20 protein-coding genes are annotated in these 19,584 nt (G+C 62.5%); 17 read left to right on the top strand and 3 right to left on the bottom strand.

The window, feature by feature from the left end; translation table 11 throughout:
• Nucleotides 1-41: 41 nt before the first annotated feature.
• Entirely contained in the window at nucleotides 42-248 is a 207-nt protein-coding gene (locus GH663_RS17210; protein ID WP_153132901.1) for a hypothetical protein, read from the bottom strand.
• A gap of 272 nt (nucleotides 249-520) precedes the next feature.
• Here GH663_RS17210 and GH663_RS17205 point away from each other — a divergent pair, with 272 nt between their 5' ends.
• The 5 genes from GH663_RS17205 (at nucleotide 521) to GH663_RS17185 (ending at nucleotide 4,149) form a co-directional block, all read left to right on the top strand.
• On the top strand, nucleotides 521-1,207 hold the full coding sequence (locus tag GH663_RS17205) for a L,D-transpeptidase family protein (RefSeq protein WP_153132900.1): 687 nt from the start codon (nucleotides 521-523) through the stop codon (nucleotides 1,205-1,207).
• Nucleotides 1,208-1,286: 79 nt separating this feature from the next.
• Complete coding sequence (locus GH663_RS17200) at nucleotides 1,287-2,531, top strand: nucleoside recognition domain-containing protein (RefSeq protein WP_153132899.1); 1,245 nt, start codon at nucleotides 1,287-1,289, stop codon at nucleotides 2,529-2,531.
• Between the two features lie 76 nt (nucleotides 2,532-2,607).
• On the top strand, nucleotides 2,608-3,183 hold the full coding sequence (locus GH663_RS17195) for a pseudouridine synthase (protein WP_153132898.1): 576 nt from the start codon (nucleotides 2,608-2,610) through the stop codon (nucleotides 3,181-3,183).
• Nucleotides 3,176-3,619: a DUF192 domain-containing protein gene (locus GH663_RS17190; protein WP_153132897.1), complete on the top strand. Its 444-nt coding sequence runs from the start codon at nucleotides 3,176-3,178 to the stop codon at nucleotides 3,617-3,619. The genes GH663_RS17195 and GH663_RS17190 overlap by 8 nt, the downstream gene beginning before the upstream one ends.
• Nucleotides 3,619-4,149: a chorismate--pyruvate lyase family protein gene (locus tag GH663_RS17185; RefSeq protein ID WP_153132896.1), complete on the top strand. Its 531-nt coding sequence runs from the start codon at nucleotides 3,619-3,621 to the stop codon at nucleotides 4,147-4,149. The genes GH663_RS17190 and GH663_RS17185 overlap by 1 nt, the downstream gene beginning before the upstream one ends.
• A gap of 45 nt (nucleotides 4,150-4,194) precedes the next feature.
• Here GH663_RS17185 and GH663_RS17180 read toward each other — a convergent pair whose 3' ends face one another.
• Both GH663_RS17180 and xseA read right to left on the bottom strand, forming a co-directional pair.
• Nucleotides 4,195-4,779 carry a superoxide dismutase gene (locus GH663_RS17180; RefSeq protein WP_066884043.1) on the bottom strand — a complete coding sequence of 195 codons (585 nt, stop codon included), beginning with the start codon at nucleotides 4,777-4,779 and terminating at the stop codon, nucleotides 4,195-4,197.
• A gap of 38 nt (nucleotides 4,780-4,817) precedes the next feature.
• The gene (xseA, locus tag GH663_RS17175; RefSeq protein WP_153132895.1) at nucleotides 4,818-6,170 is read right to left on the bottom strand and encodes an exodeoxyribonuclease VII large subunit; all 1,353 of its coding nucleotides are present in this window, start codon (nucleotides 6,168-6,170) and stop codon (nucleotides 4,818-4,820) included.
• Between the two features lie 282 nt (nucleotides 6,171-6,452).
• Here xseA and GH663_RS17170 point away from each other — a divergent pair, with 282 nt between their 5' ends.
• From GH663_RS17170 to GH663_RS17115, 12 genes are all read left to right on the top strand, one after another.
• On the top strand, nucleotides 6,453-7,058 hold the full coding sequence (locus GH663_RS17170; RefSeq protein WP_066884045.1) for a MotA/TolQ/ExbB proton channel family protein: 606 nt from the start codon (nucleotides 6,453-6,455) through the stop codon (nucleotides 7,056-7,058).
• Nucleotides 7,059-7,061: 3 nt separating this feature from the next.
• Nucleotides 7,062-7,478 (top strand): ExbD/TolR family protein, encoded by a 417-nt coding sequence (locus tag GH663_RS17165; RefSeq protein ID WP_066884046.1) that lies wholly within the window; start codon nucleotides 7,062-7,064, stop codon nucleotides 7,476-7,478.
• Complete coding sequence (gene lpxK, locus GH663_RS17160; protein WP_153132894.1) at nucleotides 7,478-8,476, top strand: tetraacyldisaccharide 4'-kinase; 999 nt, start codon at nucleotides 7,478-7,480, stop codon at nucleotides 8,474-8,476. The genes GH663_RS17165 and lpxK overlap by 1 nt, the downstream gene beginning before the upstream one ends.
• A complete protein-coding gene (locus tag GH663_RS17155; RefSeq protein WP_066884049.1) occupies nucleotides 8,457-8,630 on the top strand; it encodes a Trm112 family protein in 174 nt (57 codons plus the stop codon). The genes lpxK and GH663_RS17155 overlap by 20 nt, the downstream gene beginning before the upstream one ends.
• Before the next feature lie 2 nt (nucleotides 8,631-8,632).
• Nucleotides 8,633-9,406 (top strand): 3-deoxy-manno-octulosonate cytidylyltransferase, encoded by a 774-nt coding sequence (gene kdsB, locus GH663_RS17150; protein ID WP_153132893.1) that lies wholly within the window; start codon nucleotides 8,633-8,635, stop codon nucleotides 9,404-9,406.
• 87 nt (nucleotides 9,407-9,493) lie between these two features.
• On the top strand, nucleotides 9,494-10,147 hold the full coding sequence (adk, locus tag GH663_RS17145) for an adenylate kinase (protein ID WP_153132892.1): 654 nt from the start codon (nucleotides 9,494-9,496) through the stop codon (nucleotides 10,145-10,147).
• Nucleotides 10,148-10,158: 11 nt separating this feature from the next.
• Nucleotides 10,159-11,418, top strand: coding sequence for a 6-phosphofructokinase (locus tag GH663_RS17140; RefSeq protein ID WP_153132891.1), 1,260 nt, complete (start codon nucleotides 10,159-10,161; stop codon nucleotides 11,416-11,418).
• A gap of 30 nt (nucleotides 11,419-11,448) precedes the next feature.
• Nucleotides 11,449-13,515 carry a sodium-translocating pyrophosphatase gene (locus tag GH663_RS17135; protein WP_153132890.1) on the top strand — a complete coding sequence of 689 codons (2,067 nt, stop codon included), beginning with the start codon at nucleotides 11,449-11,451 and terminating at the stop codon, nucleotides 13,513-13,515.
• A gap of 123 nt (nucleotides 13,516-13,638) precedes the next feature.
• Nucleotides 13,639-15,804 carry a type I secretion system permease/ATPase gene (locus GH663_RS17130; protein WP_246181626.1) on the top strand — a complete coding sequence of 722 codons (2,166 nt, stop codon included), beginning with the start codon at nucleotides 13,639-13,641 and terminating at the stop codon, nucleotides 15,802-15,804.
• Nucleotides 15,801-17,216: an HlyD family type I secretion periplasmic adaptor subunit gene (locus tag GH663_RS17125; protein ID WP_153132888.1), complete on the top strand. Its 1,416-nt coding sequence runs from the start codon at nucleotides 15,801-15,803 to the stop codon at nucleotides 17,214-17,216. Before GH663_RS17130 ends, GH663_RS17125 begins: the two co-directional genes overlap by 4 nt.
• On the top strand, nucleotides 17,216-17,833 hold the full coding sequence (locus GH663_RS17120) for a response regulator transcription factor (RefSeq protein ID WP_153132887.1): 618 nt from the start codon (nucleotides 17,216-17,218) through the stop codon (nucleotides 17,831-17,833). The genes GH663_RS17125 and GH663_RS17120 overlap by 1 nt, the downstream gene beginning before the upstream one ends.
• Nucleotides 17,834-17,948: 115 nt before the next feature.
• Nucleotides 17,949-19,584, top strand: a 1,636-nt coding sequence (locus GH663_RS17115; RefSeq protein WP_153132886.1) for a retention module-containing protein, incomplete at its 3' end; no start/stop codon positions are given.

Below are 19,584 nucleotides of genomic sequence, written 5' to 3'. Positions count from 1 at the left end.
GGCGGAGGCCGGGCCGGCCTCGCGCCAGGTTTTTGCAGGGCTTAACGGCCCAGGTGCTGCAAAACGGTATGCAGGCGTTCCGCCGCATAGGCCGCTTCCGGATCGTTCTCGGTCAGTTTCAGAATGTCTGCCCAGTTGATGTAACGATCGAGGCGAACAAGGGCCTTGGTGCTGGTCGAGTCTAAATCGATGGCCAAAACCACTTCGTCACCGTTGGCATCGATCTTGTACTCAAATGATCCTTGCATGTTTCTTCTCCAGGTTGTCAGGCGATTGGTCGCCGCAGTGTATAGGGCCGGCCGCGCAAATGAAATGGCGGCCGGCGCCTGCCAAGGATAGCAAGGCGCCGGGGGGCTGGATTTGCGCCAAAGCAAATGTTGGTGCCCGGCCGAGGTTTGGCGCCAACTGCGACAAGCAGGGCCTGGAGCGAGGATTTTCAGGCATTCCTGCGGTCGACCGCCAAAATCGGTCAAAATTGACATTCACCTTTCCTTGGCCGCCGCTGTGCGGCCTTTGCCTGATGACTCAGCTTTTTCCCACTTGCCGCCAGTTGTTGCTCTGCCTTGCCGCCGATTGGGATGCTCCGGACGGCCGCTTGCAGCGTTTTGAATGTTTGCCGGCCGGCGGTTGGCGGGCGGTTGGCCCGGTGCTGCCGGTCAGCCTGGGGCGAGCCGGCCTGGCCTGGGGGCGCGGGCTGCATCCGGCACAACCGGGGCGGAGCAAGCAAGAGGGCGATGGCCGGGCGCCGGCCGGGGCATTCGCGATCAGTGCGCTGTTCGGCTACGGCGCGGCGGACAGTCTGCTGGCCCGTGCCGCCAAGTTGCCTTACCGGTGTGCAACGCGGGACCTGAAATGCGTCGATGACCCGGCCTCGGCGCATTACAACCGCGTGGTCGATCAGTCGGCGGTGACGGTGGATTGGGCGTCGTGCGAGGAAATGTTGCGCGGCGATGCGCGTTATGCGGCGGGGGCGGTAGTGGCGCATAACACCGCACCGCCGACGGCCGGCTGCGGTTCGTGCATCTTCCTGCACGTCTGGGAAGCGCCCGGGGTGGCGACGGCGGGGTGTACGGCGATGGCGCTGGCCGACATGACGGCGATTGCCGGTTGGCTGGATGGCGCGGCGGCGCCGGTGCTGGTCCAGTTGCCGCAGGCGGCATACGACGATTTGCGTGAAACCTGGGGCCTGCCGGAGTTGGCCGACTGAGCGAGGGGGCGGGCGCTTTCGACAATTGCCGGGGGCTCCACTAGACTGGCGGGCCTTCAACCTTTCCGCCATTTCGCCTGTGCTCAATAAAATCTGGGTCGCCTTCATCCTCGTCGGCTTTGTCGCGGCGGTGGCGCAGTTGCTGCAGGGCGACCTTGAGATCTTTACGCGCGTGCTGAACGGGTTGTTCGAGACGGCGAAGACCGGCTTCGACATTTCGCTGGGTCTGGTCGGCATCATGAGCCTGTGGCTGGGGGTGATGAAAATCGGCGAACGGGGCGGTCTGATCGAACTGTTCAGCCGCGTCGTGGCACCTTTTTTTCGCCGCGTCTTTCCCGATATCCCGGCCGGCCATCCGGCCAGCGGCAGCATCGTGATGAATGTCAGCGCCAACATGCTCGGCCTCGACAACGCGGCGACGCCGCTTGGCCTGAAGGCGATGCAGGAGTTGCAGGAAATCAACCCGCACAAGGACACCGCCAGCAACCCGATGATCATGTTCCTGGTCCTCAATACGGCTGGCATCACGCTGATTCCGACCTCGGTGATTGCCATCCGCCAGAGCATCGCGCTGAAGCAGGGGCTGGTCGGCTTCAACGCCGCCGACATCTTTTTGCCGACCCTGCTCGGCACCTTTGTTTCCTTCTGCGCCGGCCTGGTTGCGGTCGCCATCTGGCAGCGCATCAACCTGTTCTGCAAGCCGGTGCTGGCCTTCTTTGCCGGTTTCGCGGCACTGATGGGCGGCCTGTATTTCTGGCTGGCCGGTATGCCAGCGGAACAGATGGCGCAGATGATCGGCCTGCTTGGCAGCGGCCTGATCGTTTCGCTGATCGTGCTCTTCGTCGCCGTTGCCGCCTGGCGTGGCATCGATGTCTACGAGAGTTTCGTCGACGGTGCCAAGGAAGGCTTCGGCGTTGCCGTGCAGATCATTCCCTACCTGATCGCCATGCTGGTGGCGATTTCGGTGTTTCGCACCACCGGTGGCATGGACTGGCTGATCGGCGGCATTCGCAGCGTCGTGCTGGCCCTTGGCCTGAACGACGATTTTGTCCCGGCGCTGCCGGTCGGCCTGATGAAGACGCTGAGCGGCAGCGGTGCGCGCGGCCTGATGGTCGATGTGATGACGACCTACGGTGTCGATTCCTTCCCGGGCAAGCTGGCGGCGATCATCCAGGGCTCGACTGAAACGACTTTCTACGTGCTGGCCGTCTATTTCGGCAGCGTCGGCATCACCAAGACCCGCTACGCGCTGGCCGGCGGCCTGATCGCCGATGCGGTCGGGCTGGTCGGGGCGATCCTGATCGGCTATGCCTTCTATCATTGAGCGGCATCACTGCTGCGGTCGACGGTCAAAAATCGGCGAAAATCGCGCCTTTGCCGCAGCCAGGAAATCCTGACCCGTGTCCTCCATCGTTTTCTTCAACAAGCCTTACGGCGTCCTCAGCCAGTTCACGCCGGAAGGCAAGTGGCGGGCGCTCGACGAGTTCATTCCGGTCAAGGATGTCTATGTCGCCGGTCGGCTCGATGCTGACAGCGAAGGCCTGTTGCTGCTGACCGATGATGGCAAGTTGCAGGCGAAGATCGCTGATCCCAGGCACAAGCTGGTCAAGACCTACTGGGCGCAGGTCGAAGGTATGCCGGACGAGGCCGCGCTTGATCGGCTGCGCGCCGGCATCAAGCTCTCCGATTTCACCGCGCAGCCGGCCAAGGTGCGGCTGATCGACGCGCCGGCGGATCTCTGGGAGCGCGATCCGCCGATCCGCTTCCGCGCCGCGATCCCGACTGCGTGGCTGGAAATCCGCATTGCCGAAGGCAAGAACCGCCAGGTTCGGCGGATGACGGCGGCCATCGGGTATCCTACGCTGCGTTTGATTCGGGCCGCCATCGGGGCGGCGACGCTGGAGGGGCTGGCGCTTGGGCAATGGCGACAGATCAGCGGCAGTTACCAGGATTTGCAAGGAAAGATCAATGAATAGAATCGTCATCGGCCTGCTCGCCGGTTTGCTCGGCAGCGCTGCCGCCTGGGCCCAGAATTCCATGCCGGTCGTGGAGTTGACCGCCGGCTTCCACCGCATCGAGGCGGAAGTCGCCGCCACCGACCAGAACCGCCAGATCGGCCTGATGCAGCGCAAGGCGATGCCGGCGCAGCGCGGCATGCTGTTCGTCTTCCCGCAGAACAACACGCATTGCATGTGGATGCGCAATACCTTCATCCCGCTGTCGGTCGCCTTCATCGACAGCGATGGCTACATCATCAACATCGAAGACATGCAGCCGCAGACCGAAGACAACCATTGCGCCCGCAAGCCGGCCCGCTATGCGCTGGAGATGAATATCGGCTGGTTCGCCCAGCGCGGCCTCAAGCCGGGCGTCAAGCTGCACGGTATCGACAAGGCGCCGCGGCCGCAGTAATGAAACGCAGCAAATGGCAGACCTGCCTGCCGGCCAGTCTGCACGATCCGCTCTTGCGCTCCTGGCTGCGCGAGCCTGATTCGCTGACGGCGCGTTGCCAGCGGGCGAGCCGCCATTTTCGCGTGCGTCTGCTCAACTATGGCAAGGGGCGGGCGCTGGCTGACGAGGCGGCGGGCTGCGACAACGGACGGCAGCCGGCCTGGGTGCGTGAAGTGGCGCTGGAATGCGACGGTCGCCCGGTCATTTTTGCCCATACCACGCTGTCGACCGCCGGCAACGGCCGTCTGTCGCGCTGGATGGCCGGCTTGGGCCAGCGCTCGCTGGGCTCCCTGCTCTTTGCCTATCCCGGCTTCACGCGCGGCGGCATCGAGTTTCTCCGGCTCGACGCACGCCACCCGCTTTACCAGCGGGCGGCTGCCTTGGCCGAAGTGGGTGATCATCTCTGGGCGCGCCGCTCGGCGCACCACCTGGGGCGACAAAGCGTCCTGGTGACCGAAGTTTTCCTGCCGGATATCAGTCGCCTGAAATGAAAAAACCTCGCCGCGGCGAGGTTTTTGGCTTTCAGCTGATGAAAATCAGGCGAAGTTGGCTTCGACGAAGGACCAGTTGACCAGCGAGGCCAGGAAGGTTTCAACAAACTTCGGACGCATGTTGCGGTAGTCGATGTAGTAGGCGTGTTCCCAGACGTCGACGCAGAGCAGGGCTTTGTCGCCGGTGGTCAGCGGGGTGCCGGCAGCGCCCATGTTGACGATGTCGAGCGAACCATCAGCCTTCTTGACCAGCCAGGTCCAGCCGGAACCGAAGTTGCCGACGGCAGAGGTTTGGAAGGCGGTCTTGAAGGCATCCAGCGAACCCCACTTGGCATCGATGGCCGCAGCCAGGGCACCGCTCGGTGCACCGCCGCCGTTCGGCTTCATGCAGTTCCAGAAGAAGGTGTGGTTCCAGACCTGGGCTGCGTTGTTGTACACGCCGCCGGCCGGTGCCTTCTTGACGATGGCTTCGAGGTCGAGGTTCTCGTACTCGGTACCCTTGATCAGGTTGTTCAGGTTGGTGACGTAAGCCTGGTGGTGCTTGGAATAGTGATAGTCAAAGGTCTCGGCCGACATGTGCGGGGCGAGGGCATCCTTGGCGTAGGGCAGCTGGGGCAGTTGATGTTCCATTTATATTCTCCGTTGTATTGAGGGGTGAAACAAAAATTCTAGACAGCTTCGTCGGTGACGACAACCTGATTCACCGTGGCCTGTGCCGAACCCCGGGCAAAGCTGAGTTTGAGGAGGTCGCCGGCTTCCAGCTGAGTCGCGTCGCGCACGGCTCGTCCGTCCGGGGCAATGACCAGAGTATAGCCACGGGCGAGGACGGCATGTGGATCAAGCTGGCTGAGACCGCTGGCCAGCGCTTTTAGTTTCCCGGCCTGTTGAGAAATTTGCCAGCGCAGCTGGCTGTGTAGCCGGTAGTGCAAGTGGCCGAGGTGTTCGCCGAGCTTGGCCGGTTGCGGCCGGGCCTTGGCATGGCGCTGGCTGACGGTCTGCAGGCGCAGTTGCTGGTTCTCGATTTGGCGGCCGAGGGACTGGCCCAGACGGCGAGCCAGCAGCTCGAGCTCTTGCCGGCGCTGGCCGATGCGTTCGGCCGGGTGCAGCAGGCGGGTGCCGAGCCAGTCGAGGCGCTGCTGCTGCTCGGCGATGCTGCGCTCCATGCGGCGGGCGAGCTGGCGTTGCAGTTCGGCCAGGCGACCGAGCAGGGCGTCGCGATCCGGGCTGGCCAGTTCGGCGGCGGCGGTTGGGGTGGGGGCGCGCAAGTCGGCAGCGAAATCGGCAATGGTGAAATCCGTTTCGTGACCGACCCCGGCCACCACCGGCACGGCCGAGGCGCGAATGGCGCGGGCGACGCATTCCTCGTTGAAGGCCCAGAGGTCCTCGATACTGCCGCCGCCGCGACAGAGAATGATCGTATCGCAACTGCTGAGGCTGGCCTGGCCGAGGGCGGCGGCGATTTTTTCGCCGGCCCCTTCGCCCTGCACCGGGCAGGGAAACAATGAAAGACGCAGATGCGGGGCTCGTCGGTGCAGCGTCGTCAGCACGTCGCGCAAGGCGGCGGCCTGCAGGCTGGTGACGATGCCGAGATGACGCGGGAAGTCGGGCAGCGGCCGTTTGCTCTCGCTGGCGAAGAGGCCTTCGCTTTCCAGTTGTGCCTTCAGGCGCAGGAAGCGTTCGAAGAGGTCGCCCTGGCCGGCGCGACGGATGGCTTCGATATTGAGCTGGAACTCGCCACGCGGTTCGTAGAAGGAAACCAGGGCGCGCGCTTCGATCTTTTGCCCGTTCTCCAGACGCCAGCCGAGCAGTTGTGCCCGGCTGCGCCACATTACGCAGCGCACCTGGGCGCTGGCATCCTTCAGCGAGAAGTAAACGTGGCCGGAAGCGGCGTAGGTCAGGTTGGAAATCTCACCGCCGACCCAGGTCAGCGGGAAAGTTGCTTCGAGACATTCGCGGACCAGCCGGTTCAGGCTGGAAACGCTGAGCGTTGAGTTACTGACAGGCGTGACGGGATTGGGCATGGCCGGATTGTAACCCGATGGACTTTGTTATTGCCGATGCTTGACACATTGAAATTTTTTCAAGCTATTGATTATTAATGGTTTAAATAATATGCCTTGTTTTTTGGCAGAGTAGGAAAAGTCCTTTGCCCAATGGGGTTTAGCGCACTTGATGACAAGTCATGCACAGACTTATCCACAGCTTTTGGGGATAAGCGGCGGCAGGCCGGATTTTTTGGGGCTTGCTCCGGCGTCGGGCCAGAGGCAAAATCGCAGGCTAACTTCCCAACGAGGATTCCCCACGTGTTTGCGATTGTTCAGGCTGCAGGCTGGCCGATCTGGCCGTTGTTGCTGGCCTCCATCATTTCGGTTGCGCTGATTATCGAGCGCCTGGTTGCCTTGCGCCGTTCCAAGGTCGTGCCGCACGGTCTGTTGCAACGGGCAGTCGGCGAATTCAAGCGAGGCGCCAATAACGACAAGCTGCTCGAAGAACTGGATCGTCATTCGCCGCTTGGCCGCGTGCTGTCGGCCGGCCTGCGCAACGTCAATTCCTCGCGCGAAATCATGAAGGAGTCGATCGAAGAGTCCGGCGGCGCGGTGGCGCACGACCTGAACCGCTACCTGACCACGCTCGGCACCATCGCCTCGATCAGCCCCTTGATGGGCCTGTTCGGCACCGTCGTCGGGATGATCGAGATTTTCGGTTCGCAGTCGCCGACCGGGTCGAATCCGCAGCAACTGGCGCACGGCATTTCCATCGCCCTCTACAACACCGGCTTCGGTCTGGTCATCGCCATTCCGAGCATGATCTTCTGGCGCCATTTCCGCGCCCTGGTCGATGGCTTGGTGGTTGAAATGGAGCAGCAGGCCATCCGCCTCGTCGAATACATGCACGGCGACCGGAAGTAAGCGATGAATTTTCAGCGCGGCCGGAGCCGGGAAGAGCCGGAAATCAACCTGATTCCCATGATCGACGTCCTGCTGGTCATCATCATCTTCCTGATGCTGACCACGACCTACGCCAAGTTCTCCGGGCTGGAGATCAACCTGCCGACGGCGGATGCCGCCAAGCAGGCCGAGCCGCCGAACGAGATCGATGTCGCAGTGACCGCCAGCGGCCAGATTTTGATCAATAAATCGCCGTTGACCGCAGCCGACATCAAGAGCATCGCCGATGGCCTGCGCCGGGCGGCCGGTGCGAAACAGGACCCGGTCATTGTCATCAATGCCGATGCCAAGGCCACCCACCAAAGCGTCGTCGATGTCATGCAGGCAGCGCAGACAGCGGGTTATCCGCACATTTCCTTCGCTACCCAGACGCCACGTTGATGTTTGCCCGCTGGTTGCAGCGACAGTGGTTCGAGCAACGCCGGCTTTCGCCGGCGTTGTGGCTTCTGCTGCCGCTTTCCTGGTTGTTTGCCGGGCTGGCTGCGCTGCATCGGCGGCAGGCCCGGCCGGTACGTCTGCCGGTGCCGGTCATCGTGGTCGGCAATATCACCGTCGGCGGCGCCGGCAAGACGCCGCTGACCATCTGGCTGGCCCGGCAATTAAAGGAAAACGGCTGGCGACCCGGCATTGTCAGCCGCGGCTACGGCGGCGAGAATGCGGCGCCGCGCGCCGTTTCACCTTCCGCCTTGTCGGCCGAGGTCGGCGATGAACCGATCCTGCTCGCCCGGCGCAGCGGGGTGCCGGTCTGGGTCGGCCGTGACCGGGCGGCGGCAGGTCAGGCGCTGCTGACGGCGCAGCCGGAGGTCAATATCATTCTCTGCGACGACGGTTTGCAGCACTACCGGCTGGGCCGCGATGTGGAACTGGCCGTTTTCGATGGGCGCGGCGCCGGCAACGGCTGGCGCTTGCCGGTCGGGCCGCTGCGCGAACCGTTGAGCCGCATTGCTGCGGTGGACGCCGTGATTTGCAACGGTTTGCCCGATGCGCGGCTGCCGGCCGAGGTGCCGAGCTTTGCGATGCGCTTGCTGCCCGGGAATTTTTACCGTCTGGATGAGCCGCAGCGTTGGTGCGAAGCAGCCGCTTTGGCCGGCAAAAAGCTCTATGCGCTGGCCGGGATCGGCGACCCCGGGCGGTTTTTCCGGACCCTGGAAGGGCTGGGCCTCGCCTGCGAAACCCATCCCTTTCCCGATCACCATGCCTATGTCGCCGGCGACCTGGTTTTTGCCAAAGACGGCATCCTGCTGATGACGGAGAAGGATGCAGTAAAATGCGCCGGTCTTACGGCCGGTGAAACTTGGGTTTTGCCCGTCGAGGCCGAGCTTTCGCCGGCCCTTATTGAACACATTCAGGAGAAACTCCGTGGACGCCAGGCTGCTTGATATCCTCGTCTGCCCGATTTGCAAGGGCAATCTCGAACACCGTAAAGCCGAAAAGGAACTGGTCTGCAAACCCTGCAAACTGGCTTTCCCGATTCGCGACGACATTCCGATCATGCTCGAAGACGAGGCGCGGCAACTGGGCGCGGACGAGTAAGCATGTCCGGCCTCGCTTTCAAGGTCGTCATCCCGGCCCGTTATGCGTCTACCCGCTTGCCGGCCAAGCCGCTGCTCGACCTCGGCGGCAAGCCGATGGTGGTCCGCGTCGCCGAGCGCGCCCGTCTGTCCGGTGCCGAGGAAATCTGGGTGGCGACCGATCATCCGGAAGTGCGGGCCGCCGCCGAAGCGCATGAAGTTGCCGCCCTGATGACGCGGGCCGATCATCCGACCGGTACCGATCGCCTGGCCGAGGTGGTTGAGCAGCGTGGCTGGAGTAGCGACACCATCATCGTCAATGTGCAGGGCGACGAGCCGCTGATCGAGCCCGAAGTGATCATCCAGACGGCGCGCCAACTGGCGGTCAGCGGGGCGGATATCGCCACGGTGGCGCATCCGATCCGCGAGGCGGCCGATTTCTTCAATCCGAATGTCGTCAAAGTCGTTTGCCGGGCCGACGGGGATGCCGCCTATTTTTCCCGGGCGCCGATTCCCTATGCGCGCGATCACTTCGCCCGCGAAAACGGCGGCGAAACCCTGCCGCTCAATTTTCCGGCCTATCGCCATGTCGGGCTTTACGCCTACCGGGCGAGCTTTTTGAAGGCTTACGCCGGGTTGACCGCAGCCCCCACCGAGCAGTTCGAATCGCTCGAGCAATTGCGCGCCCTTTGGCATGGCTATCGCATCAGCGTGACCCTGATCGATGCGGCGCCGGCGCCGGGTGTGGACACGCCCGAAGATGCCGAGCGGATGCGCAAACTGTTTGACCGGGCCTGAAATAGCGAGTAATTTTTCGCTCCTAGAGAACGGCTCCAGATAACGCCGATAACAAGAATTTTTGACTCATATACCGAGGGACTTTCCATGAAATTGATTTTGTTGGGCGCACCCGGCGCCGGCAAGGGTACGCAAGCCACATTCATCTCCAAAGAATTTGGCATTCCGCAGATTTCCACCGGCGACATGTTGCGCGCCCAGGTCAAGGCGGGCACCGCCCTCGGTCTGGAAGCCAAGAAGCACATGGATGCGGGCGGCCTGGTGCCGGACGCGGTCATCATCGGCATGGTCAAGGATCGCCTGACCCAGGATGATTGCAAGAACGGTTACCTGTTCGACGGTTTTCCGCGCACCATTCCGCAAGCTGACGCCATGAAGGACGCTGGCGTGGCGATCGATTTCGTACTCGAAATCGATGTCCCGGACAGCGACATCATCGAACGCATGGCCGGCCGCCGCGCCCACCTGGCTTCCGGTCGCACCTACCACGTCAAGTTCAACCCGCCGAAGGTCGAAGGCAAGGATGACGTGACCGGTGAAGACCTGGTCCAGCGCGACGACGACAAGGAAGAAACCGTCAAGAAGCGTCTCGATATCTATCACTCGCAGACCAAGCCGCTGGTCGATTTCTACACCAAGTGGGCCGCCCAGGGCGATGCCAAGGCACCGAAGGTGCGCAAGGTGGCCGGTGTCGGTTCCGTCGATGCAATTACCAAGAGCGTTTTTGACGCCTTGAAGTAAAGGAGCGAACGATGCCGGCGAGGAATGCCTTCTATGCACAGTCAGGGGGCGTCACCGCCGTCATCAACGCCACGGCGTGCGGCCTGATTCAGGAAGCACGCCGCCATCCCGACAAGATCGGGAAAGTCCTGGCCGGTCGCGACGGCATCATCGGCGCCTTGACCGAAGACCTGATCGACACCAGCCTCGAAACCGACGAGGTCATTGCCCGCCTGCGCAGTACGCCGGGTGGCGCCTTCGGTTCCTGCCGTTACAAGCTGAAAAGCCTTGAAGACCATCGCGCCCAGTACGAGCGCCTGATCGAGGTCTTCAAGGCGCACGATATCGGCTATTTTTTCTACAACGGCGGCAACGATTCGATGGACACCGCCTGGAAGGTGTCGCAGATCGCCGAGAAGATGGGTTACCCGGTGGTTTGCGTCGGGGTCCCGAAAACGGTCGATAACGACCTGCCGCTGACCGACTGCTGCCCGGGCTTCGGTTCGGTCGCCAAGTATGTCGCGACCTCGATCCGCGAAGCGGGTTACGACGTCGCCTCGATGGCGCGTACCTCGACCAAGATCTTCGTGCTGGAAGTGATGGGGCGCCATGCCGGCTGGATCACCGCCGCCTGCGGCCTGGCTTCGGAAAATGCCGGCGAGCCGCCGCATATCCTGCTGTTTCCGGAGGTGCCGTTCGACCCGGCGCGTTTCCTGGCCCGCGTCCAAGAATGCGTTACCCAGTATGGCTATTGCACGGTCGCCGTTTCGGAGGGCTTGTCCGATGCCGAGGGCAAGCTGATTGCCGATTCCGGGACGAAAGACGCCTTCGGCCACTCGCAACTGGGCGGCGTCGGCCAGATCGTCGCGCAGTTGATCAAGGACAAGCTCGGCTACAAGTATCACTGGGCGCTGGCCGACTACCTGCAGCGGGCCGCCCGCCATCTGGCCTCGAAGACTGATGTCGAACAGGCGCATGCCCTGGGCGTTGCTGCGGTCGACCTCGCCCTGCAGGGCAAAAACGCCGTGATGGCCACCATCGAGCGCCTGGCTGACGCGCCGTATCGCTGGCGAATCGGCGAAGCGCCGCTGAAGGACGTTGCCAATGTCGAACGCAAGATGCCGGCCGAATTCATCACGGCCGACGGTTTCCATATCACCGATGCCTGCCGTACCTATCTGCAGCCGTTGATCGCCGGCGAAGAGCCGCCGCCGTATCGCGACGGGCTGCCCGACTATGTGCGTTTGAATAACAAGAGCGTCGAGAAAAAATTGCCGGAGTTCAAGATCTGATTTTTCGTTAGCCACTGAGAGGGGGAAGTGATGTCTACAGCGTTGTTACTGGCGCTTGCTTGCGCCGTGTTGGCAGTCCTGTACGGCTGGATTTCCAGTCGCCAGATCCTCGCGTTGCCGGCCGGCAACGAGCGCATGCAGGAGATCGCCAAAGCGATCCAGCAGGGCGCCGAAGCCTATCTGAGCCGACAGTACAAGACGATTGCGATGGTTGGTATCGTCCTCTTCCTGGTGATCGGTCTGATTCCCAAGCTCGGTTGGCTGACCGCGTTCGGTTTTCTGATTGGTGCGTTGCTTTCCGGCGCGGCCGGATTCATTGGCATGAATGTCTCTGTGCGGGCCAATGTCCGGACCGCCGAGGCGGCTCGCGGCGGCATCGCCAAGGCACTCGACGTCGCTTTCAAAGGCGGGGCGATTACCGGCATGCTGGTGGTCGGCCTTGGCCTGCTCGGGGTGGCCGGCTATTTCGCTTTCCTGAAGTCGGTCAACGGGCCGGATGCCGATCTGCATCACGTCATCGAACCGCTGGTCGGCCTGGCCTTCGGTTCCTCACTGATTTCCATCTTCGCCCGTCTCGGTGGCGGCATTTTCACCAAGGGGGCGGACGTCGGTGCCGACCTCGTTGGCAAGGTCGAAGCCGGCATTCCCGAAGATGACCCGCGCAACCCGGCGGTGATTGCCGACAACGTCGGCGACAACGTCGGCGACTGCGCCGGCATGGCGGCCGACCTCTTCGAAACCTATGCCGTGACGGTGGTGGCGACGATGGTGCTGGCCGCGCTGATCATCAAAACGGCGAGCGGCCTTGGCGAAAACCTGGTGCTCTACCCGCTGGCGCTGGGCGGGGTGTCGATCATCGCTTCAATCGTCGGCTGCTACTTCGTCAAGGCCACCGAGGGCGGCAAGATCATGGCGGCGTTGTATCGCGGCCTGATTGTCGCCGGCGTGCTGGCACTGGCAGCCTATTATCCGGTGACTGCCTGGCTGATCGGGGCCGGCGCTACCTTGCCGGATGGCTCGGTCATCAACACCATGACCATGTTTGGCTGTGCGGTGGTCGGGTTGCTGCTGACTGCTGCCTTGGTCTGGATTACCGAGTACTACACCGGGACCGATTACGCGCCGGTCAAGCACGTCGCTTCGTCATGCCAGACTGGCCACGCGACCAATATCATCGCCGGTATCGGTGTTTCGATGAAGTCGACCGCCTGGCCCGTGCTGTCGGTCTGTGCGGCGATTTACGCAGCTTTCGCGATGGGCGGGCTATTCGGGATCGCCATCGCGGCGACCTCCATGCTGTCGATGGCCGGTATCGTCGTCGCGCTCGATGCCTACGGCCCGATCACCGACAACGCCGGCGGTATTGCCGAGATGGCCGAACTGCCGAAAGAGGTGCGCAACGTCACCGATCCGCTCGACGCCGTCGGCAATACGACCAAGGCGGTGACCAAGGGCTACGCCATCGGCTCTGCCGGTCTGGCGGCACTGGTCCTGTTCGCCGACTACACGCATGGTCTGGAAGCGGCCGGCTTGAAAGGGATCACCTTCGATCTTTCCAATCATATGGTGATCATCGGCCTGTTTATCGGCGGCCTGATTCCCTATCTGTTCGGCGCCATGGCGATGGAGGCGGTCGGTCGCTCGGCTGGAGCGGTGGTCATGGAGGTGCGCCGTCAGTTCAAGGAAATTCCCGGCATCATGGAAGGCACGGCCAAGCCGGATTATTCGCGGGCTGTCGATATGCTGACCGTGGCGGCGATCAAGGAAATGATGATCCCCTCCATCCTGCCGGTCGCCGTGCCGATCGTCGTCGGCCTGGTCCTCGGTCCGCAGGCGCTGGGTGGGCTGCTGGTCGGCACGATCGTCACCGGCTTGTTCGTCGCCATCTCGATGACGACGGGCGGCGGCGCTTGGGATAATGCCAAGAAATACATCGAAGATGGCCATTTCGGTGGAAAAGGCTCCGATGCGCACAAGGCGGCCGTGACCGGGGATACCGTGGGCGATCCCTACAAGGATACGGCGGGGCCTGCGGTCAATCCGCTGATCAAGATCATCAACCTTGTGGCGCTCCTGATTGTCCCGTTGATGGCCTGATTTCCGTGCTTTTGGGTAAAAAAGGCGGTCTAGGCCGCCTTTTTTACATTTCTTTAAACCACTCCCGTTGGAGGGAGATAGAATCCTGCTCGATCGCGGGACAACAAGGCCATGAGTGAAGCAATGAGCGGGACAACTGAAATCGGTAAATCCGGGGTGCGGGAAGACCTTTTGCATCACGACCCATTGCTCGATTGCCTGGTGGAATTGACCCGGATTCATGGGCGCCCGAGTACGCGCGCCGCGCTTACCGCCGGCTTGCCGCTGGAGAATGGTTCGCTGACGCCTTCGTTGTTCGCGCGGGCCGCCAGCCGGGCCGGCCTTTCGGCCAAGCTGGTTCGCCGACCGCTGGAGCGGATCGATCCCGCCTTGCTCCCCGCCGTCCTGTTGCTTGATGGCGAAGAGGCCTGTGTCCTGCTGGGCTGGGACGAGGCGGGCGAGAATGCCCGCCTGCTTTTCCCGGAAACCGGTCAGGGCTCGGTGCTGCTGTCGCGCACGAGTCTGGCCGGGCGTTATGCCGGCATCGCCATTTTCGCCCGACCGCATTTCCGCTTCGACAAGCGGACGCCGCAGGTCGGCGACATCAAGCTGCGCCACTGGTTCTGGGGCGCCCTGGCCGAGCAGTGGCCGGTTTATCGCGATGTGCTCGGGGCGGCGTTGCTGATCAATGTCATGGCATTGGCCATGCCGCTCTTCTCGATGAACGTGTACGACCGCGTCATTCCCAACCGAGCCATGGAAACCCTGTGGGTGCTGGCCCTCGGCGTGGTCTTGCTGATCGGCGTCGATATGACCTTGCGGCTGTTGCGGGGGCATTTCATCGATCTGGCCAGCGCCCGGATCGACATGCAGTTGTCGGCCAAGATCATGGAGCGCGTCCTGGGCGTCCGGATGGAGTCGCGACCGGCAGCGGTCGGCGCCTTCTCGTCGAACCTGCGTTCCTTCGAGACGGTGCGCGACTTCATTACCTCCGCCTCGGTGACCGCCTTCATCGACCTGCCGTTCGCGCTGATCTTCGTGCTCGTCATTGCCATCATTTCCTGGCAACTGATCATTCCGGTCTTGCTGGCCCTCGTTTTTGTCGTCATCTACGCCTACATCCTGCAGCACAAGATGCACGCCTTGTCGGAAACGACCTACCGGGCCGGCGCTTTGCGCAATGCGACGTTGATCGAAAGCCTGTCGGCATTGGAAACCATCAAGACCCAGGGCGCCGAGAGCGTCATGCAGTCGAAATGGGAAAAATCGGTCGCCTTCGTTTCCCGCGTCAACAACCAGATGCGCTTCCTGTCGGCTGCCGCGACCAACGGCGCGATGGAAGTGCAGCAACTGGTCAATATTGTGGTCATCATTGTCGGCGTCTATCTGGTCGGCGATGGCAAGCTCAGCATGGGCGGCCTGATTGCCTGCACCATGCTGACCTCGCGTGCCGTGGCGCCGCTCGGCCAGATGGTCGGCCTGCTGATGCAGTATCACAACGCCAAGGTGTCGCTGGCTTCGCTGGAAACGATCATGACCAACCCGGTCGAGCGTCCGGCCGATGCCTCGTTTGTCCATCGCCCCGAACTGAAGGGCAATATCGAGTTTCGCGATGTTCAGTTCAGTTATCCGGGCAGCGCCATTGCCGCCCTGAAAGGGCTGAACTGCCGGATCGCCGAAGGCGAGAAGGTCGTCGTCATCGGCCGCATCGGTTCGGGCAAGACGACGCTGCAGAAGCTGTTGCTCGGACTGTATCAGCCGACCGGCGGGGCGGTCACCGTCGATGGCGTCGATGTGCGCCAGCTCGACCCGGCCGACTTGCGCCGCAACATCGGCTATGTCTCCCAGGACACCACGCTGTTCTACGGTACGTTGCGCGACAACATCGCGATCGGGGCGCCCTATGCCGACGATGCGGCGGTGATGGCGGCCGCCGAAGCGGCCGGCTTGACCGATTTCGTCAATCGTCACCCAGACGGTTTCGACATGATGATCGGCGAACGGGGTGACTCCCTGTCCGGCGGTCAACGGCAGGGAGTGGCCATTGCTCGCGCCTTCTTGATGGACCCGCCCATCCTGCTGCTCGACGAGCCGACCAGTTCGATGGACTTTTCCTCTGAGCAGCAGTTCAAGGAACGCCTGAAGATTGCGGGCGCCCACAAGACCGTGCTGATCGTGACGCATCGCAACAGCCTGCTCGACCTGGCAACCCGGGTCATTGTCGTCGATGACGGCCGGGTGGTCGCCGACGGGCCGCGTGACCAGGTTATCCAGGCGCTGCAGAGCGGCCGTATCGGGAGAGCCTCATGAGCCGCCTGAAAACCGTGATCAGCCGAGTACATGCCTGGCTGGAGGGGGTTGCCCAAAAGAGCGCGCCGCATGTCGAAAAGGTGCTCGGCCGGCTGCCGAACAAGGAAGAAATCGAGGTCGTCGATTTCGCTACCGACGCCGACCTTGCCATGTTGCGCCAAGAGCCGTTGCGGGCTCGCGTGCTGCTGCGCTCGATCGGTATCGTTTTCGCCGTTTTCGTTTTGTGGGCTGCGGTGGCGCAGCTCGACGAAGTGACGCGGGGCGAGGGCAAGGTTATTCCGTCCAAGCAGGTTCAGGTTTTACAGAGTATCGATGGTGGCCTGGTCTCCGAGATACTGGTCCGCGAAGGGGAGGTTGTTCAGGCCAACCAGTTGCTGGTCAAGATCGATGAAACCCGCTTCGTTTCTTCGGTCAAGGAAAACCGGGCGCAATACCTCGGGCTGGTAGCCAGGGCTGCCCGGCTAAAGGCGATGTCCGATGCCAAGCCTTTCGTGCCGCCGCCCGATGTCCTCAAGGAAGCGCCCGAGATCGTCGAGCAGGAGCGCCTGCTCTATGAGGCCAAGCGTGACGAGATGACGGCAGCGGTGTCGATTGCCCGGCAGCAACTGGCGCAGCGTCAGCAGGAATTGAATGAAGCGCAGGCCCGCCGGGCGCAGGCGTCGCAGGGCTACGATCTGACTTCGAAGGAGCTGAATGTCACCCGGCCGCTGATCAATTCCGGGGCGGTCTCCGAAGTCGAACTGCTCCGTCTGGAGCGCGACGTGTCACGCTACCGGGGCGAGCGGGACATGGCCTCGGCCCAGATCACCCGTATTCAGGCGGCGATCAACGAGGCGCATCGCAAGGTCGAGGAAGTCGAACTGACTTTCCGCAACGATGCCGGCAAGGAGTTGTCGGAAACCAGCGCCAAACTGAGCAGCCTGGCCGAAGGCAGTGTGGCACTGTCGGACCGGGTCAAGCAGTCGTCGATCCGTTCGCCGGTCAAGGGGACGGTCAAGCGTCTGCTGGTCAATACGGTGGGCGGTGTCGTCCAGCCCGGCAAGGACATGATCGAAATCGTGCCGCTCGAGGATGCGCTGTTGCTTGAGGCGCGTATTCAGCCGCGCGACATCGCCTTCCTGCGTCCCGGTCAGGCGGCCATCGTCAAATTCACCGCCTATGACTTCTCGATCTACGGCGGTCTGGACGGAACGCTGGAGCATATCGGTGCCGATACGGTGATGGACGACAAAGGCAATGCCTTCTATACGGTGCGGGTGCGCACCAATAAGCCGGGTTTTGGCGATGCCAATCTGCCGATCATTCCCGGTATGGTGGCCGAGGTTGATATTCTGACCGGCAAGAAAAGTGTCCTCGCCTATTTGTTGAAACCTGTACTGCGCGCCAAGAGCGTTGCCATGACGGAGCGCTGATGCAGCATTGGATTTTTGATCGGGAAGCAGAAATGCTGGCGTCGTGGCAGGAAGCCATGCCGACGGCACGGATTCTGTCGCGTAGCGAAGTTTCGAACATCCCGGGTGGCGAGCCAGGCATCCTCTGGTGTCGGCTGCGTTCGGGGGAGGCCATGGATGACGTGCTCAGCGCCATTCATGGGGCGCCGCGCTACCCGCTGGTCCTGTTCTGTGACGAGCCCAGCGATGCTATTGTCATGAAGGCCCTGGAGGCTGGCGCAGCGGGGTGCTGCAATACCCATGCCGCACCCGAAGTGCTGCGGCAGGTGGCGCTTGTCGTCGGCAACGGTGGCTTGTGGGTGGGGCAGTCGCTGTTGCGGCAACTGGTGGGCAGTACGGCACGCACGCTCGGCCAGCGCTCACGGGAAGAAAAGCGGGACGATTGGGCGCAACTGCTTTCCGAGCGCGAAGTGCAGGTTGCCCGTCTGGTTGCCGGCGGGGCCAGCAACAAGGAAGTCGCCAGCCAGCTTTCGATTACCGAAAGAACGGTCAAGGCACACCTCGGCGCGATCTTCGAGAAACTGAGTTTGCGCGATCGCCTGCAATTGTCGGTCCGGGTCAACGGCCTGACCGTCTGATTGTTGGCGTGAATTAATTCACGCTTTACCCGGCGGACTGTACTTTGGTTCAATAGCCGATCCCCGGTCGGACTCCTACACTGCTGCCATTGCTAATAGTGTCTGGAGTTTTGCCGTGGCCCAAGCCCAAGTAATCGCCCAAGTATCCGCCCTCAGTGGTGAAGCCTTCGCGCGCGACAGCGCTGGAAATCTGCGTCGCCTGAAGGTCGGGGATGTCATTCGCGAGGGCGAGAGCGTGGTTGCCGGCGAAGGAGCGCACGTGATGCTGCGCCTGGCTGACGGGCGGGACATGATGGTGCGTCCGGGCGAAGTGGCCAAACTGGATGCTGAAGTGGCGGCACCGGTCAAACCGGACGCCACCGATAGCGCAGTGGTCAATAACCAGAAGGGTTTCGAGAAGATAGCCAAGGCCCTGACCGCGGGCGGTGACCTCGACGAACTGCTGGAAGACCCGGCGGCCGGCGTGGCCGGCCCCGGCGGCAACGAAGGTCATACCTTCGTCGAGTTTCTGCGGGTTGTAGAAACGGTCGATCCGTTGGCCTTCCAGTTCTCGACCGAACGTGGCCGGCCGCTGGAGACCATCGATGGTGGTGCGGCCCAGATCGCGCAAAGCAGCACGACGGCCATCGCCGTTACGGCCAATCTCGATGCGGCCTCGGATAGCGCCCTGAAGGGCGATGCCATTACCAATGACAATACGCCGACTCTGGTCGGTACCGGCACGCCGGGCGCGACCATTACCGTGCTCAGCCCGACCGGCGAAGTCATGACGACCACGGTGGCCGAGACTGGCGTCTGGACGGTCACGCCGACCAAGCCGCTAGCTGACGGCCCGGTCAGCTTTGACGTTACCGCCACCGATGCTGCCGGTAACTCAGCGAAAGCCTCGGTCGAGGCAACGATCGATACGCAGGCCGCCGGAACCATCAGCGTCGATCCGATCACGCCCGACAGCATCCTGACCACTGCTGAAGCCGGTGGCACGATTACCGTCAGCGGCAAGGTCGGTGGTGATGCCGAAGCGGGCGACGTGGTGACGCTGACGATCAACGGCAAGCAGTTCACCGGCATCGTCAAGGCTGATCTCTCCTATGCGATCGATGTTCCGGGCAGCGATCTCGCCGCCGATGGCGACAAGGTGGTTCAGGCCAGCGTCACTGGTGAAGATGTCGCCGGCAATGTCTTTGTCGCGAACAATAGCGCGACCTACACTCCGGCCATTGCCGTCGATAGCGTGACGGTCGCCGAGGGCTTTCAGGCGATTTTCACCGTCACCCTCGATTCATCCTATTCCGCACCGACGCTTATGCAACTGGCGCTGGGCAATACCGCAACCGGTACGGACGCCGATGCCACGCTTGGTGTCGACGTCATCAACCGAGTGCAGGTTTCCTTCGACGGCGGCCTGACCTGGCAGCAGGCAGGGGCCGGCGGGCAGATTTCCGTCCCGGCCGGCGTCACGACCTACCATGTCAGCATTCCGACCGGTGTCGATGAACCGGGCAAGGTTTATGAAGGTCCGGAAACCTTTACGCTGAACGCCAGCTTTGTCGGCGGTAGCCAGCTGGCCAGTGGCGTCGGTACCATCGTCGATGATGGTACAGCCGGTACGCCGACCCCGGTCCCCGACCCGACCCCGCTGCCCGGCGATCCCGTGCCGCCCTCGGCACCGATCGACGACCGTCCGGTCTTCAACCTGGGCAGCGATGTCATCATCGACGAAGCGGCCGGGACGGTCACCTTCACCATCA

The organism is Dechloromonas hortensis, assembly GCF_009469765.1.
Taxonomy (GTDB): domain Bacteria; phylum Pseudomonadota; class Gammaproteobacteria; order Burkholderiales; family Rhodocyclaceae; genus Azonexus; species Azonexus hortensis.
Note: the sequence above shows the minus strand (reverse complement) of the source record. Positions and strands in the feature narration are given on the sequence as shown.